This is a genomic window from Aliiroseovarius sp. YM-037 (genome assembly GCF_048060095.1).
Taxonomy (GTDB): Bacteria; Pseudomonadota; Alphaproteobacteria; order Rhodobacterales; family Rhodobacteraceae; genus JBLUOA01.
Genome location: NZ_JBLUOA010000004.1, coordinates 99505 through 115975, shown reverse-complemented (window position 1 = coordinate 115975; position 16471 = coordinate 99505). Strand labels below are relative to the sequence as shown.

The 16471-nt window shown below is 60.7% G+C and carries 16 protein-coding genes; 9 read left to right on the top strand and 7 right to left on the bottom strand.

Features of this window, described 5'->3' with window-relative positions; translation table 11 throughout:
- Positions 1-156 precede the first annotated feature (156 nt).
- The 9 genes from ACEWPJ_RS15175 to ACEWPJ_RS15135 all read left to right on the top strand — a co-directional run bounded on the left by ACEWPJ_RS15175 (position 157) and on the right by ACEWPJ_RS15135 (position 9909).
- Positions 157-1398 carry an efflux RND transporter periplasmic adaptor subunit gene (locus ACEWPJ_RS15175; RefSeq protein WP_416513959.1) on the top strand — a complete coding sequence of 414 codons (1242 nt, stop codon included), beginning with the start codon at positions 157-159 and terminating at the stop codon, positions 1396-1398.
- 3 nt (positions 1399-1401) lie between these two features.
- Positions 1402-4434: an efflux RND transporter permease subunit gene (locus ACEWPJ_RS15170; protein WP_416513958.1), complete on the top strand. Its 3033-nt coding sequence runs from the start codon at positions 1402-1404 to the stop codon at positions 4432-4434.
- 55 nt (positions 4435-4489) lie between these two features.
- Positions 4490-5293, top strand: a complete 804-nt coding sequence (locus ACEWPJ_RS15165; RefSeq protein ID WP_416513957.1) for a 3-deoxy-manno-octulosonate cytidylyltransferase — start codon at positions 4490-4492, stop codon at positions 5291-5293.
- Between the two features lie 141 nt (positions 5294-5434).
- A complete protein-coding gene (gene pobA, locus ACEWPJ_RS15160) occupies positions 5435-6604 on the top strand; it encodes a 4-hydroxybenzoate 3-monooxygenase (protein ID WP_416513956.1) in 1170 nt (389 codons plus the stop codon).
- Positions 6604-7392 carry a 3-oxoadipate enol-lactonase gene (pcaD, locus tag ACEWPJ_RS15155; protein ID WP_416513955.1) on the top strand — a complete coding sequence of 263 codons (789 nt, stop codon included), beginning with the start codon at positions 6604-6606 and terminating at the stop codon, positions 7390-7392. Before pobA ends, pcaD begins: the two co-directional genes overlap by 1 nt.
- The gene (gene pcaC, locus ACEWPJ_RS15150; protein WP_416513954.1) at positions 7385-7771 is read left to right on the top strand and encodes a 4-carboxymuconolactone decarboxylase; all 387 of its coding nucleotides are present in this window, start codon (positions 7385-7387) and stop codon (positions 7769-7771) included. Before pcaD ends, pcaC begins: the two co-directional genes overlap by 8 nt.
- The gene (pcaH, locus tag ACEWPJ_RS15145) at positions 7768-8493 is read left to right on the top strand and encodes a protocatechuate 3,4-dioxygenase subunit beta (protein ID WP_416513953.1); all 726 of its coding nucleotides are present in this window, start codon (positions 7768-7770) and stop codon (positions 8491-8493) included. Before pcaC ends, pcaH begins: the two co-directional genes overlap by 4 nt.
- Positions 8493-9065, top strand: a complete 573-nt coding sequence (gene pcaG, locus ACEWPJ_RS15140) for a protocatechuate 3,4-dioxygenase subunit alpha (protein WP_416513952.1) — start codon at positions 8493-8495, stop codon at positions 9063-9065. Before pcaH ends, pcaG begins: the two co-directional genes overlap by 1 nt.
- Positions 9066-9072: 7 nt before the next feature.
- On the top strand, positions 9073-9909 hold the full coding sequence (locus ACEWPJ_RS15135) for a 3-keto-5-aminohexanoate cleavage protein (RefSeq protein WP_416513951.1): 837 nt from the start codon (positions 9073-9075) through the stop codon (positions 9907-9909).
- 68 nt (positions 9910-9977) lie between these two features.
- On the opposite strand, the gene ACEWPJ_RS15130 is transcribed toward ACEWPJ_RS15135, so the two are convergent.
- The 7 genes from ACEWPJ_RS15130 to ACEWPJ_RS15100 all read right to left on the bottom strand — a co-directional run bounded on the left by ACEWPJ_RS15130 (position 9978) and on the right by ACEWPJ_RS15100 (position 16463).
- Entirely contained in the window at positions 9978-10145 is a 168-nt protein-coding gene (locus ACEWPJ_RS15130) for a hypothetical protein (protein ID WP_416513950.1), read from the bottom strand.
- Positions 10146-10277: 132 nt separating this feature from the next.
- Complete coding sequence (locus ACEWPJ_RS15125; protein ID WP_416513949.1) at positions 10278-11711, bottom strand: cobyric acid synthase; 1434 nt, start codon at positions 11709-11711, stop codon at positions 10278-10280.
- Positions 11712-11739: 28 nt separating this feature from the next.
- Entirely contained in the window at positions 11740-12714 is a 975-nt protein-coding gene (locus tag ACEWPJ_RS15120; protein WP_416513948.1) for a sensor histidine kinase, read from the bottom strand.
- Positions 12711-13388 (bottom strand): response regulator transcription factor, encoded by a 678-nt coding sequence (locus tag ACEWPJ_RS15115; RefSeq protein WP_416513947.1) that lies wholly within the window; start codon positions 13386-13388, stop codon positions 12711-12713. Before ACEWPJ_RS15115 ends, ACEWPJ_RS15120 begins: the two co-directional genes overlap by 4 nt.
- Complete coding sequence (locus ACEWPJ_RS15110) at positions 13366-14916, bottom strand: DUF4153 domain-containing protein (protein WP_416513946.1); 1551 nt, start codon at positions 14914-14916, stop codon at positions 13366-13368. Before ACEWPJ_RS15110 ends, ACEWPJ_RS15115 begins: the two co-directional genes overlap by 23 nt.
- Before the next feature lie 87 nt (positions 14917-15003).
- A complete protein-coding gene (locus ACEWPJ_RS15105) occupies positions 15004-16041 on the bottom strand; it encodes a GSU2403 family nucleotidyltransferase fold protein (RefSeq protein ID WP_416513945.1) in 1038 nt (345 codons plus the stop codon).
- An 89-nt stretch (positions 16042-16130) separates the two neighbouring features.
- A complete protein-coding gene (locus ACEWPJ_RS15100) occupies positions 16131-16463 on the bottom strand; it encodes a hypothetical protein (protein WP_416513944.1) in 333 nt (110 codons plus the stop codon).
- Positions 16464-16471: the final 8 nt, after the last annotated feature.

Below are 16471 nucleotides of genomic sequence, written 5' to 3'. Positions count from 1 at the left end.
GGCAACCCTTTTGTCGACATTGATCCCATCAAGAAGAATTTCGGCGTTCATGATGCTAAGGTGCGTTGGCACAATGCGATGATCGGCGCTTCAAACTCCACCGCATTGCTGTATTCTGGCGAGATATTCACAGCAATTTTGCGGGGCGTCGATCCGATGAAACTCACTGGTCTTTTGGCGATAGTGGCGGCGGCGGGCCTGTTCGGCTTGCCCGCGTTTGCACAGGATTCGGCCCGTCCGGCCAAGGTGCATGAGGTTGAGGCAACCGACAGCGTTCTCAGGCGCAGTTACCCCGCTATCGTGTTGCCGTCGAAAGAGGTCGAACTGTCCTTTAGGGTCGGTGGCCGGGTCGTGGAACTGCCGGTGCGCGGGGCCATGAATGTTGCCGAAGGGGATGTGATCGCCCGACTGGATGCACGGGATTTTGAGACGCAGATCGCGCAGCTTCAAAGTCAACGCGATCAGGCTGAGGCGCAGCTTTCGGCGCTCAAGGCGGGCGCGCGGGCCGAGGAGATTGCCGCGTTAGAGGCTGCGGTCGCATCCGCGCAGGCGCAATTGGATCAAGCGCAGGATCAAGTTGAACGGACACGCCAGCTGGTGGAACGCGGCGTCGCTGCGGCAGCGAAACTGGAGCAGGACGAAGCGGCGTTCAGGGTGGCCCAAGCCGCGCTGGAAGCCCAGCGAGAGCAGCTCATCATAGGTCGCGCGGGTGGTCGCCCGGAGGACATCGAGTCCGCAGAGGCAGCCCTGCGCGGCATCGACGCCCAATTGAAGGTCGCCAGGGACAATCTTGACGATGCCACCTTGCGGTCGCCGTTCGATGGTGTGGTCGCGCGCCGGGACATTGAGAATTTCACCAACATTCAACCCGGTCAAAGCATCGCCCTTTTGCAAGCGCTGGACACGGTTCATCTGATCTTTGACGTGCCCGGGCCTGATGTTACAGCATTGACGGCCAATGGCCGCGAAAGCATCAGCAATACGGTAATGTTTGACGCGATCCCCGGAGAAACCTTCGAATCCGAAGTGGTGGAATTTTCGGTTCAGGCCGACGCTGCAACCCAAACCTATCGCGGACGGGTTGCCGTATCGCAGCCCGAGGATGCCGTCATTCTTCCCGGTATGGTGGGGCGGGTAATTTCTTCGGCACCCGGCAATGGATCTGACCTTATGATCCCGCTGACCGCCGTTGCTGCCGCGTCTGACGGCGCACCGTTTGTATGGATCGTCGGCGCAGACAATACTGTTTCCCGAAAGGATGTGAGTTTAGGCCCGGCAAAGGGTGCCAGCGTTGCGGTCACATCGGGCCTTGCGGCGGGCGATACGATTGTCGCGGCGGGGGTCAGTCAAATACTGGAAGGCATGGCAATACGTCCAATCACCAGCGTTGGAGGCTAATTGATGGACCTTGCACGCTTTGCCATCGAAAAGCGTCTGATCTCCGCGATCTCGACGCTGTTGATCCTGTTCGCCGGATATTTCGCCTATACAAAACTGCCACGGTTTGAAGACCCCGAGTTCATCATCCGGCAGGCGCAAATCCTCACGCCCTACCCCGGTGCGGGTTCAGAGGAGGTTGCCGCCGAAGTCACGGAAGTCATTGAAAACGCGCTACAACAATTGCAGGGCGTTGATGAGGTTCGGTCCGTCTCTTCACCCGGATTAAGCAACGTGACGGTCGAGTTTACCATCGCGTCAACGCCGGATTACCCTTCTCTCTACCAACGATTTTCGCAGATGCGGGCCAAGATTGACGACGCGCAATTCAACCTGCCACCCAACGCTCTGCCCAGTCAGGTCTATGACGATTTCGGTGACGTCTACGCGGTTTATTTCGCGGTTGTCGGTGACGGGTATTCGATCTCCGAAATTTATGAATACGCCAAAGATCTGCAACGCGAACTGGTCACGGTGGACGGAGTATCAAAAGTCGTCCTGAACGGCGTTCAGGATGAGGTGATTTATGTTGAGTATTCTCCGGCCCGTCTGATCGGTCTTGGCCTGTCGCCCGGACAAATCGCACAAGTGCTGGAGGGGCAGAACCTCGTCACCCCCGGCGGGTCAATCCAAGCCGGTCAAACCCGGCTTGAAATACGACCAAGATCGGGGGTGTCTTCGACGCAGGCAATTGGCGATTTGCTGATATCGGACCCCAAAACCGGCGCGTCCTTTCGCTTGTCTGACATAGCGACAATCACGCGCGGGCTGAAAGAACCCGCGACGAGGCTGCTTTATCGCGACGGACGCCCGGCCATCGGTATCGGTATTTCCAATACGCTTGGCGGCAACGTCGTGACGATGGGGGAAGAGGTAAAGGCGCGACTGGATGCGCTGATCTCGGAACGCCCAATCGGGATGGATGTGCTGCCCATTTCCGATCAATCGGTCACGGTCAACGAATCCGTGAATGACTTTGTGATGAATGTCGCGGTGGCATTGGCGATTGTGGTTGGAACGCTGTTGATCTTCATGGGCCTGCGGTCCGGGATTCTGATGGGTGGCATCCTGTTGGTCACTGTCGCTGGCACCTTGATGGGCATGTATCTCTATGGGCTCGACATGCAGCGGATTTCGCTGGGGGCGCTGATCATCGCATTGGGAATGCTTGTCGACAACGCGATTGTCGTGGTGGAGGGCACGCTCGTCCGGGTGCAAAAGGGCGAAACGGCTGCCGCTGCTTCAATCGCCGTGGTCAATCAGACGAAATGGCCGCTGCTGGGGGGCACGGTCGTTGGCCTTCTGGCGTTCTCACCCATCGGATTTTCGCCGGACAATACGGGCGAATATGCCGGCAGTCTGTTCTGGACCATCTCAATCTCTCTGCTGTTTTCCTGGTTGGTGGCGATCTGGCTGACGCCTTATTTCTGCACGCTGCTGCTGAAACCCAGCCAAAAGAAGGATGAGGGCGAGAACGTCGTCTTGCGCATCTATCGAAACCTTCTTACGCGCGCGATTGCCATTCGCTACGTCACGGTGGCTGTGGTTGTCGCGCTGTTTGTTTCGGCCCTCGCGCTGTTTAGCTACGTTCCGCCGGGGTTCTTCCCAAGCTCAACCCGCGCGCAGTTCGTAATCGACTATTTCCTGCCGCAAGGCACCGACATCTCACAAACTCAGGCCGATGTTCTGAAAATCGACGAATACGCCCGAACCTTGCCGGGGGTCACAGGCACGAACACGACCGTTGGCGGCGGGCATACCCGGTTCATGCTGATCTACGAGAGCGAGAACCAAAACTCCGCCTATGGTCAGGTGCTTGTCGATGTTGAAAACGCGGCGCAAATCGACGACCTGCGCGCCAACCTTCAGGGCTGGATAAACGACATATTTCCCGTAGCGACCGCAAAGGTTTGGAAATTCGTCCTTGGCCCCGGCAGCGGATCAAAGGTTGAGGTGCGCTTTTTCGGACCAGAAGCGGCCGTGCTGCGTGATCTTGCGTTGCAGGCCAAGACGATCATGGCCGATGCAGGTGCCATCGCGATCAAGGATGACTGGCGCGAACAGGTGCAGGTCATCCAACCGGCCATCAATACGGAAAACGCACGGAGGCTGGGGCTGACACAGGGTGAAATTTCCAACGCCCTCTATAGCCATCTGAACGGCGCAAAGCTGGGCGTTTACCGCGAAGGCGACGAACTGCGCGATGTAATCATGCGTCCGTTCGAAGCGGACCGCGACGATGTCGAACGCCTGCAAGACATTCAAGTGTTTAGCGAGGTGCTCGGCGGCTACGTTCCCATCGCCCAAGTGGTCGACCGGTTCGATCTTGTGTTTGAGGCCGGCAATCTGCGCAGGATCGACCGCCAGCTTGCCATAACAGCACAGTCCGACAACGCCCCCGGCGTCCTGTCCGGTGACTTATTTGATACCGTGCGAGGCCCAATTGAGGCGATTGAGCTACCCGCCGGCTATTCGATGGAGTGGAAGGGCGAATACGGCAGTAGCCAAGAGGCGAACGCCGGCCTCGCCGCCACGATGCCGCTTGGATTTGGCGCAATGATCTTGGTGGTTCTGTTCCTGTTCAACGCCGTGCGGCAACCCCTGATCATATGGCTAACGGTCCCGCTGGCCCTGATCGGCGTCGTCTGGGGGCTTGCCGGAACGCAAACCCCGCTGGAATTCATGGCGATCCTCGGCATCCTGTCGCTGACCGGAATGCTCATCAAAAACGCCATCGTGTTGATTGATGAGATCGACACCCAGATCGCTGACGGAAAAGACAGGATGCAGGCTGTTGTCGACGCAGCGGTCAGCCGCGTGCGCCCGGTCGCGCTCGGCGTTCTGACGACCGTTCTGGGCGTCGTGCCGCTATTGTGGGATCCGTTCTTTCAATCTCTGGCAGTTGTAATCATCTGCGGCCTCAGCTTCGCGACAATCCTGACCCTGATCGTCGTGCCAACACTTTACACAATCTTTTTCCGTATTCGGTCGGGTTAGGGGTGACGAAGGCACCCAACTTGCAAATTCCAGCACTTCGTGAAAACACATCGCCATGCGCCATAAGCCTGTGATCTTCATCCCTGCCCGCTTTGCCTCAACCCGCTTTCCGGGCAAACCGCTTGTCATGCTGAAAGGTGCAAACGGCCAAGCGAAATCCCTGCTTCAGCGCAGCTGGGAAGCAGCAAAGGCCGTGGTCGGTGTCGACGGTGTGTTTATCCTGACCGAAGACGAAAGAATCCGGGCGGCGGCAGATGAGTTCGGCGCAACAACCCTGATGACGTCGGACGCGTGTCGCAATGGAACCGAACGCTGCGCCGAGGCGTTGGCCCAGCTTGATACGCCGCCCGACGTTGTGGTCAATCTGCAAGGCGACGCTCCGCTGACGCCATCTCGGTATGTCGAAGCCCTCATCAACGCGATGTCCGAAGCGGACGCCCCGCAGGTCGCAACGCCTGCCCTCAAAACGACCGGAGCGCACCTCAACCTGTTGAAAAAAGACCGCCGCGAAGGGCGCGTGGGCGGCACTACTGCAGTATTTGATCAAAGCGGCCACGCGCTTTATTTTTCGAAGGAAGTCATCCCCTACACAAGCGATTACGGCGACGAAGATGAGACTCCGGTCTTCCATCACGTCGGCGTCTACGCCTACACCCCCGACGCGCTGAAGCGTTATATGCAGTCCGACCCCGGACCGCTTGAAACGCTTGAGGGGCTGGAACAGCTTCGGTTTCTGGAGAACGGGGTTCCGGTTCGGTGCATCCGCGTAGACGGAAAGACGAATTCGTTTTGGGAGGTGAACAATCCGTGTGACGTGGAAATGGTTGAGGCAATCCTGCAGCGGGAAGGAATCGCCTGATAAGCGTGATTGGGGTCACGAAGATCCGGTTGACTTCACCCCCGCGCCAATCCGACACCTTGTTGCCGGGGCAGACCACGGTCTATCGTAATCCAGAATCGGGTCTTCGCGCGAACGCTAACGCCTGATGAGGAGGAAGCCATGCGAACCCAGGTTGCCATTATCGGAGGGGGGCCGTCGGGGCTGCTCCTGTCTCAGCTATTGCATGAAAAGGGTATCGACACCGTCGTTTTGGAGCGGCGCACGCGGGATTATGTTCTGGGCCGTATCCGCGCCGGGATTCTTGAGGCGGGGTTTGTCAATCTGATGAAAGAGGCCGGCGTCGCCGCGCGAATGGAGGCGGAGAGCTTTACACATGACGGCACGATCATCGCCTATGGCGAGGAACAGTTCGGCATCAACTTCAAATCCCTCACCGACGAAAGCGTCGTGGTCTATGGCCAGACCGAGGTCACGCGCGACCTTTACGATGCGCGGGACGCGGCTGGGGGGGTCGTGCTTCACGAATGTTCCGGGGTGACGCCGCACGACCTTGATACTGACAAGCCTTTTGTCACGTTCCTGCATGACGGGAAGGTCGTTCGGCTTGATTGCGATTATGTTGCCGGGTGCGACGGGTTTCACGGGCCAAGCCGTCAAGCGATTCCGCTGACCGTCCGGCGCGAATATGAAAAGACCTATCCGTTCGGCTGGCTCGGTATCCTGTCCGAGACCCCGCCGGTGAATGATGAGCTGATCTATTCCAGCTCTGATCGCGGCTTTGCGCTGTGTTCGATGCGGAACGACAACCTAAGCCGCTATTACATCCAGTGTTCGCTGTCCGACAGCCCCGACGACTGGTCCGACGATATGTTCTGGGATGAACTCATGCGCCGGATTCCAAGCGCGGCGGCGGAGTCGCTCGTGACAGGCGCGTCGATTGAAAAATCCATCGCCCCGCTCCGGTCTTTCGTGACCGAACCGATGCGCTGGGGCCGTCTGTTCCTGTGCGGCGACGCGGCGCATATCGTGCCACCGACCGGCGCGAAGGGGCTAAACACGGCGGCGTCGGATGTGCATTACCTCTACCACGCGCTGACGGCGTTTTACGACGGCGGCGATACGGAAGGCATCGACCGCTATTCCGAAAAAGCACTCTCCCGCATTTGGAAGACGGAGCGGTTTAGTTGGTGGATGACGAACCTGCTGCATCGGTTCCCCGAACAAACGGAGTTTGACCTCAGAATCCAGCGGGCGGAGATCGAGTTCCTGCGCAGCAGCGAAGCCGCGCAGCGCGCGCTGGCCGAAAACTATGTCGGGCTGCCCTACTGATGCCGATGGCCGACCTCTCCGATGTCTCGCTAAACTGGCACGAGGATGGTAGTGTCGATGGGCCGCCTGTCGTGCTGGCGGGGTCGCTTGGCACGGACTTGCGGCTTTGGGATGATCTGGTGGCGCGGTTGCCCCGGACGCTGCGCATCATCCGCTATGACATGCGCGGGCACGGGCAATCTTCGGTGCCGGATGCGCCCTATGCGATGGGAACGCTGGTGCGCGATGCGGAGCAATTGCTTGACCATCTGAACGTGCGCGATTGCGTGTTTGTCGGGCTGTCGATTGGCGGCATGGTCGCGCAGGGCTTGGCGGTCAAGCGGCTGGACCTCGTGCGTGGGATCGTGCTGTCGAACACCGCCGTCAAGATGGGCACCACGCAGATGTGGCATGACCGGATCGACACCGTGCGGGCCGGAGGGATCGAGGCGATAGCCGACGCGGTGATGGAGCGTTGGTTTGCCCCGAAATTCCGTGCCTCAGACGCATTGCCGTTCTGGCGTGACATGCTGACGGGCACGCCGATAGAGGGGTACTGCGGCTGCTGCGCCGCCATTGCGGGCACGGATTTCATCACACCGACAAGCGGCCTGCGCCTGCCCTGCCTTGGCATCGCGGGGGATCGGGATGGTGCGTCCCCGCCCGACCTCGTGCGCGAAACCATCGACCTGATCCCGGGCGCGCGGTTTTACCTGATCCGGGGCGCGGGCCACCTGCCTTGCGTCGAAGCGCCCGAAGCCTATGCTGCTGTTATCGAAGGTTTTCTGAAGGAGATTGGCCATGTCTGACCGCTATGACCAAGGCATGAAAACCCGCCGAAAAGTGCTTGGTGATGCCCATGTCGACCGTGCGGAGGCCGCGAAAACCCCGCTGGACGATGCCTTCCAGACATTGATTACCGAAGGCGCGTGGGGCACGGTTTGGGCAAGCGAAGGGATCAGCCTGCGCGAACGGTCAATGCTGACGCTCGCGCTGCTGGCCGCGACGGGGAATTTTGACGAAATCCCGATGCATATCCGCGCGACGGCCAACACCGGGGCCAGCAAACAGGACGTCGTTGAGACGTTTCAGCACGTCGCGATTTACGCAGGGGTGCCGCGCGCCAACCACGCGCTGAAGCTCGCCAAACAGACCTATGCCGAGATGGAAGGAAGCGACCCGGAATGACTTCTCCCGCCGCATTTAATGACCGGGATCGGCGTTGGCACCCGCCCGCGTTGACACCCGATTACAAAACCTCCGTAGCGCGGTCGCCAAGGTCCGATTTGATCCGCCTGCCGAACACGATCAGCGAAGTCACCGGCCCCGTTTTTGGCCATAACGATATTGATCCGGTCGATGGCGATCTGCTGAAGAATTACGCCAAGGACGGTGATCCGATTGGCGAGCGGATTATCGTGCATGGCCGCGTTCTCGACGAAAACGCGCGGGCCGTGCCGAACACGCTGGTCGAGATCTGGCAAGCCAATGCAGGCGGGCGCTATCGGCATAGGAACGACACTTATTTCGCACCCATCGATCCGAATTTTGGCGGCTGTGGGCGCGTTTTGACGGATGAGAGCGGCTACTACCGTTTCACCACCGTGAAACCCGGCGCTTACCCGTGGCCGAACGGGGAAAACACTTGGCGGCCGGCGCATATTCACTTTTCGATTTTCGGCACCGCTTTTTGTCAACGCCTGATTACGCAGCTTTATTTTGAAGGCGATCCGCTGATCCCAAAATGCGCCATCGTCAACGCGATCCCCGACCCGAAGGCGGTTCAAACGCTGATCGCAACGCTTGATATGGACGCGACGATCCCGTTTGACAGCATTGCTTACAAGTTTGACATTGTGCTGCGCGGAGGGCGCTCCACTCCCTTTGAAAATCGACCGGAGGGGAACTGATGGCAAAGCTGAAAGAAACCCCGTCGCAAACCGCCGGGCCTTACGTTCATATCGGCCTCGCCCCCGGTTCGGCAGGATTCGATATTTATCGGGAGGAGCTGGGCCACGACATCGCCGGGCCGAGCGCGAAAGGCGAGCGTATTCGCATCGAAGGCATCGTGCTCGACGGGAACGAACACCCGGTGAAGGACGTGCTGATCGAAGTGTGGCAGGCGAATGCTGACGGGCAGTATTCGGCCGAAGATGGTTTTCGTGGTTGGGGTCGTGTCATCAGCGATTTTGACACCGGCGCATGGGCGTTTGACACGGTGAAACCGGGTGCGGTCAATGGCCCCGACGGGCCAACGATGGCCCCGCATATCAACCTTTGGATCGTCGCGCGCGGGATCAATATCGGGCTGAACACACGGCTTTATTTCGATGACGAAGGCGATACGAACGCCGCCGATCCCATCCTGTCGCTGGTCGATCCTACCCGCCGCGATACCCTGATCGCCCGCAAACAAGGGGGCGTTTATCGCTTTGATATCCGGCTTCAAGACGACGCCGAAACCGTATTCTTTGATATTTGAGGACAGCATGACCAAACCCTGCATCATCTGCGTCGCGATCACCGGATCGGTCCCGACCAAGGCCAACAACCCCGCGGTTCCGGTCACGGTGGCCGAACAGATCGAAAGCACGCATGAGGCATTTGAGGCGGGCGCTGCCATTGCCCATTGCCATGTTCGAAATGACGATGAAACCCCCTCCTCCGACCCCGAAAAATTCGCGCGGCTGATGGAGGGGATCAAGACACACTGCCCCGGCATGGTCGTTCAACTGTCAACCGGCGGGCGCTCCGGCGCCGGAAAAACCCGCGGCGGGATGCTGCCCTTGCGGCCTGACATGGCATCGCTTTCCGTCGGGTCGAACAACTTTCCCACCCGCGTTTATGAAAACCCGCCTGATCTTGTCGATTGGCTCGCCAGCGAAATGCGCAAGTATGATGTCATCCCGGAAATTGAGGCGTTTGATCTTAGCCACATCCACCAAGCGGTCGCGATGCACAAAGCCGGGAAGCTGCCGGGAAAGCTATATGTGCAGTTCGTCATGGGCGTGAAGAATGCGATGCCCGTCGACCGAGATGTGTTTGATTACTATATCAAAACCGTCGAACGGCTCGCCCCCGGCACCGAATGGTGCGCTGCCGGGATCGGTCGGCATCAGCTTGAGGTTAACGAATGGTGTATCGCCGCTGGCGGGCATACTCGGACCGGGCTGGAGGACAACATGCGCCTTGACCGCAACACGCTCGCCCCCTCAAACGCCGCGCTGGTCAAACGCGCGGTTGAACTATGCGAGAAACACGAGCGCCCCGTCGCAACTTGGCAGCAGGCGCGGGAGATTCTGGGCGTTCCGTTGCAGGAAAGCTGACTAGCCACCGCGCAACGCGAATTCCTGAAACAGATAACCTCCGTCATGGATCGTGGTGTCCGTGCAGGTCATTTCGCCATCGAACGCGGCCCCATGATGGCGCAGGCATAGGTTTCCATACGGGCAAAGTAATCTTCGACCACCTGCCCTTGATGTGGGAATTTCTCGATGTCCCCGTCGGGACCGGAAATATAGCCGTCGATGGACACGGCCACGTCATAGATAATGGATTGCATGAGATGCTCCGATGAAAGAGGTCAACCAAGTGGCACAAGGCCAATTCGCGCTGGTTGTTACTTGATCACCGGCAGGGCACTCCTCATCGAGAGTTGCATTTTACGCCGTCCCGCGCGCCGAAACAAGGCATCCTAACGGGCGGCCGCCAGCAGCCCCGCGACATCCAGATGCGCTTCCATGAAGTCGGCCAGCTCGTCGAGCGTCGCTTCGACCGTCGCGGCATAGCTGACCCCGGCGGGCCTGACGCCAAAGCCCTCAAGAAATGCGGCACGAAAGCTGTCATCGCTGAATAGCCCGTGCAGGTAGCTGCCCGTGATCCGCCCATCAGCGGAGGATGCACCTTCGGGCTGACCATCGACAGAGGCGAAGGGCCGTGCGCGATCCGGCCCGTCCGTCTGGCCGATGTGGATTTCATATCCGCTGATTTTGGCGCCCGTCGCGGCGTGGGTCGCAGAAACACGGGTGGTGCGTTTGTCGGGCTTCATCACAGTATCAATGTCGAGCAGGCCAAGCCCCGGAGTCTCTCCCGCCGCGCCCTCGATCCCTTCGGGGTCACGCACCGTTTCGCCAAGCATCTGGTATCCGCCGCAGATTCCCAGCACATGCCCGCCGCGCCTGACATGGGCGGCAAGGTCAACATCCCATCCCTGCGCCCGCAGAAACGCGAGGTCGCCGCGTGTGGATTTCGTGCCGGGCAGAATGACAAGATCAATGTCACCCGGTATCACCTCCCCCGGCGCGATGAGGGTCAGATCAACGCCCGGTTCTTGCGCAAGCGGGTCAAGATCGTCGAAATTCGCAATCCGCGACAGCGCGAGGCAGGCGATGCGCAAGCCCCGCCCCTTGCTGCGCCGTGGCAGGTCCAGCGCGTCTTCGGCGGGCAGTTTTGCGGCATCGGGAAAGAACGGCAGCACGCCAAACCCGCTCCATCCGGTGCTGTATTCAATCAGTCGGTAGCCATCGTCAAACAGCGACACATCCCCGCGAAATTTGTTGATGAGAAAGCCAACGATCTGCGCGTTGTCCGCCGCGTCCATCACCGCTTGGGTGCCGACGATCTGGGCGATGACGCCACCGCGCTCGATGTCACCAGCCAGCACGACAGGAACGTCGGCGGCGCAGGCAAACCCCATATTGGCGATGTCCTTGGCGCGCAGATTGACCTCGGCCGGACTGCCGGCCCCTTCGACCAGCACAAGGTCATGTGCCGCCTTCAGCCGCGCGAAGCTTTCCAGAACCGGCGGCAAAAGCTGTGATTTCAGGCTGCCGTAGTCCCGCGCGGCGAGCGTCGTCAGCCGCCGCCCCTGCACAATCACCTGCGCGCCGATGTCGGTTTCGGGTTTCAGCAGGACCGGGTTCATGTCCGTGTGCGGCTCAAGCCCCGCCGCGAGCGCTTGCAACGCCTGTGCCCGCCCGATTTCCCCGCCGTCCGGCGTTACGGCGGCGTTGTTTGACATGTTCTGCGGCTTGAACGGCGCGACGTCGATGCCCCGACGCCGCGCAGCCCGGCACAGCCCCGCAACCAGCATGGACTTCCCGACGTTGGAGCCTGCGCCTTGGACCATCAGCGCCTTGCCTTTATTTCTGCCACGCTCAGCCAATTGGAAACCGGATCTGAAATGCCGCGCCTGTGCCGGAGGGGATCAGCGTAATCTCTCCGCCATGAGCGTTGATGATGTTGCGGATGATCGGCAGGCCCATCCCGGTGCCGCCCTGATCGCGTTTGGTCGTGAAAAACGGTTCAAACACATGGGTGCGGTTGCCGTCGGAAATCCCCGCGCCGTTATCGGTGACGCTCAGCGTCACATGCTCTGCATCGTCGGTCACGGCCAACGCAATCTCTGTCGCGTCATGGGCCTGCGAGTTGCTGAGGAGGTGGCCAAGCACAATCCCTAACCCCTCTGCCGCGAGGGGGATAGCGATACCCGCACCATCAATCTGCACCGTCAGATCAGGGTGGTCGGCGGCCAGCGCAGCGCGCAGATCAGCGAGCTTTGTTTCCCCGATATGCCGCACCTCGCGCGCCCGCGCGGCTCGGCGCAGCGCATCGAGCTGCCCTTCGATCTGCTCGCCCGCCCCGGCGATTTGCGTGACAAGGCGGCGGTCGGCGTCGCTCAGCCCCTGTCCGTCTTCCAACAGTTCAACCGCCGCGCGAATCGCCGAAACGGGCGTTTTGATTTCATGCGTCACATGATCGGTGAAACTGCGGATCGTGGTTTCGCGATTGCGCAGGGTGTTCGCCATCTCGATAACGCTTTGCGCTGTGGTGTAGAGTTCTTTCGTGCCAAAATGCGCAGGCGGGTCGGCGCGGTCCTTCGGCGCGGCGCGAACCTGGGCGGCGTAACGCTCCAGCGCGGTGATCGGGCGCAGCAAGAGGCGGACCAGCAGCCAGCCAAGCACCGAGGTCAGCACCGCAATCACCACCGCCAGCACGAAGGCAGAGTTTCTGAACCCGAACTCCGGCCCGACATAGCGGAACACCACCAACCCGATCAGCGACAGCGCCAGCGTGCCGCACAGCGCGCCACCCAGCACGAAGCCAAGCGAAGGTCGCCAGCGGCGCGTCATGTGGTGCAAGCCCCCATGCGCATCCCGACGCCATGCACCGTTTCGATGGCGTCGGCACAGCCCGCATCGGCCAGCTTGCGCCGCAGATTGCGCAGGTGGCTGTCAAGCGTGCGGTCCGACACCTGACTGTTCGCACCCCAGATCGCGTCGATCATCTGCACGCGGGTCCGCACGCGGTTCGGCTGTTCGATGAACTGCGCCAGAAGGGTAAATTCGGTGGCGGTCAGCGCGACATCCCCGTCGCCCACCCGGCAGCTATGCGCCGCCGGATCGAGCGTGATCCGTCCGTGGGTCAGCACCGGAGCCTCACGCCCGCCCGTCGTGCGTTTCAGGATCGCCCGGACGCGGGCGACAAGTTCCCGCGGGCTGAAGGGTTTGGTGACATAATCGTCGGCCCCGAGCTCCAGCCCCAGCACGCGGTCGATCTCGTCATCGCGGGCGGTCAGGAACAGGATCGGCACGTCGGATCGGGCGCGGATACGGCGGCAGACCTCGAACCCGTCATGTTCGGGCAAGCCGACGTCAAGAACGATCAGATCGGGCGCCTCACGCGCTGCGTGGGTCAGCGCCGCCTGTCCGTCTGCAACTGTGATGACCGCATAGCCCGCGCGGTCAAGGGCGATGCCCACGACTTCGCGCAGGCGGGGATCGTCATCGACGAGAAGGACTTTCATACGCGCGCTCCGCCAGTGTTTCGCCGGCAAGATAATCGCTTACGCGCCAGTTCCGAAAGCCCCAATCACGCCAGCCGTCAATGATCGGTGTGCGAAGCGCGGGGCAGTATTCGGCGTAGGAGGGCAACGTGATCCACGGGTTCGCCGCCATCGCCCGTGTAACACCAGCAGAGGCTGTGGGGCCAAGCGTGCAAATATAGCTCCAATCGTTACGCTCCCACCGGGCGAGGTTGGTTTCCGCGATAACGCCTGCAAAGTTCACGAAACAACAGGCATAAAGCGTCGCCGCCCCCAACCCGGCCCCGCGCAGCAGCAGCCAGCCATTCGTCCGCCCGCGCAGAATTTGCCACCCGGTCAGCGCCAGCCCGATCGCGACAAGGCCAATCCAGATCAGCGCGTGGATGCGCAGATAGGTAAGGCCATAGGTGTCGATATAAAGCTCTAACCGCAGGGCCGCCGACAGGCTCAGCAGGACGTTTTGTCCCAACCAGAGCAACAGCAGCGGTTTCAGCGCCCGGTGATCCCCAAGGAATGGCCGCGCGGCGAGGACGAAGCCTCCCGCCAGCACGGCGGTTGTCAGCAGCGGATAGGCACCGCGATGGGCGTAGGTTGCGTAGGTCATCCCTTCAGGCAAATCCGCGCCCCCCAGCAGGATCGACGCATCCATCAGCGTTTGCACCGCCAGCAGCAGGTTAAACATCGTCAGCGCCCGAAGGACAGAGCCGGAGTTGAGGCCAAGCCGCGGGCGCTTCAGCGCCAGTTTAGCGCCGACCGACGGCTCAGGGGCGTTCAGCAAGGGCCAGACCAGCAGCGCAAGACCAAGCCAGAAGAAAACCCGCTCGGCCAATTCAACAAGACCAAGGTCGATGCGCAGGCTGTTTGACAGGATGCGCTCCATCACCGGGTTCGCCTCGACCAACAGCGCGCCCAGAACCAGTGTGCCGCCGACCGGAAACGCCCAGTTACGCAGGAAAGTCGTCGATACCACAGGCCGACCCGCCCGCGCTTTCAGCACCTGTCTGACATGCCCCAGCGCCCGTCCTGAATCGCGTACCCCCAGCACGGGAACCGCCGCCGACAGTCGGGCGACGCCCGACAGCAGCATATCCCACCCCGCGCCCGGCGGAATGCGCAACCACGCCAGCGATGCTATCAGCCCGGCGGCCAGAAACGCGAGGGATAATAGCTGTAGATGCTCGACAATCGGAAGCACCGTCACCAACAACAAGATCGCCGGATAAAGCACGCCCCGCCGAGGCTTTGTCGCCAACACGGCGACCGCAAACACCGCCCCGGCGAACAGCGCCAGCGACAGGCCGAGATGATGCCCCCAAAACAAGATGTCCCCGACAAGGATCAGGAGCAGCAGCCCAGCCACCCCACCTGACCGACCGGCCCCAAGCACCCGCCCCCAATCGCCGGCCCCGCCACCGCCACTGCCCGGCATGTCCACGCTTTCACTCGCCAGCCACCACCCGTCCAAGGCAATCGACCTTGGCACGCCGCGCACAATTACGTCTTGGGTCATTGTCGTCTCCATCCTTCATTCGCGGTAAGGATGGCCGACCCGATCCGCAGATCGGGCGCAGGAGATGTGCAGAAATCGTGCAGCCCGTCAGGATCGCAGGTTTCCGAGAATGTCCTTCGATGCCTTGAGCCTGCGCAGGCTGCTGTCAATCGCGGCTTGCCACGCCGGGCCTTTTTCCATCGCGACGCGATAGGCGTCGGACAGGTCTTCGGGTCGCTCCTCTGCCAGCACACGGATCAGGAAATCGGCCTGTATACGATCCTTCCGCGCCTTTTGGGACGCTGTGCCATCGCGCCGCCGTTCCGCGACGATCAGCTTGTGGATTGCGTAGCGTTCGGGCCGGGGAATTTGAACGAGGATGCCGGCGCGATAAAGCGCAGGCGCCTGAATCGGTTCCGCGATCAGGTAGTTCAGGAAATGGAGCGATTGCGCACTGACCCCCAGCGCGGGCAGCGGAACGATCCCCTCTTCTTCGCGGAACGACGGCGTCAGGAATTCAACCAGCGTCTGCCGATCGCTTTGCTGCCAGCGCCAGACTTGACCCCGGTCCACCGACGGAAGCGGCGCGAAGTCGAGATCGGCGAACACATCTTCCAGCCCCGGCTCTGCCTGATCGTGAAGTGCGATGGACAGGCGTTCAAAACTCGCGATGTCGATGTCATCCGTCTGCGCCGACAGGTCAGACCGGATTTGCACGCCCAGAACACCCTCATACATCCGAAACGCCTGTGTGCCGACCAGCGTGCCACCCAGCCGGAACGCCCCCGACCGCGCCATCGCCAGCAGGATCTGCCCGGTGCCGACATCGGCAGTCAGATAGCCTTCGGCCCGCAGAATCCGCATCAGGCGACTGCGCTCTGAATTTCGACGCTTGGCTTGCGCACGGAAGGCTTCGTGCTGCGCGATCCGTTCGCGCAACTCCTCCGTATCCTCGCCGATGTAACGATCCACGACCTTTGAGGCGACGCGGTATTGATCATACCAATACCCCCGCCCTGCCCGCGTCTTTAGCCGTGGCGTGCCGCGGATATCCGACACTGCCTCCTCCTTCAGCAGGCGCAGCAGGTCGATCCAGGCCGACTGCCCGATGGCCGAATGATAGGTGATGCTATAGTCGTTTTCCACCATGTTGCCCTACAAAGATTTATCTGTAGGGTATCTATAGATCAGAACGATTGCCCGACAAAGTATTTTTTGTAGGGTATCAGAAAATTCTACTTTTTTGTCGCACTGGGCCGCCGTTTCTTCTTCGTCTGCCGTTTCACCCGTGCGCCGCCGCTTTGCTGGCCCACCAGTTCGACATCCGTTCGTTTTTGCAGCGTCTTCAGTTCCGCTTCCCGCGCTTTGATTTCGGCGTCATAGCGGGCGATCGTTTCCCGTTTCTGCTTTTGAAGCGTCGCGATTGCATCGCGCAGCGCGGCGGCGCGTTCCTTTTTCATCTCTTCCGGTCGCTTGGCGTCATCCACATCGACGCGGCGCTTGATCAAATCCTTTTGCAGCCGCTCCATGCGCTTGATCTGTTCGGCGATCTGTTTGTCCAGTGTCATCGTGCCCT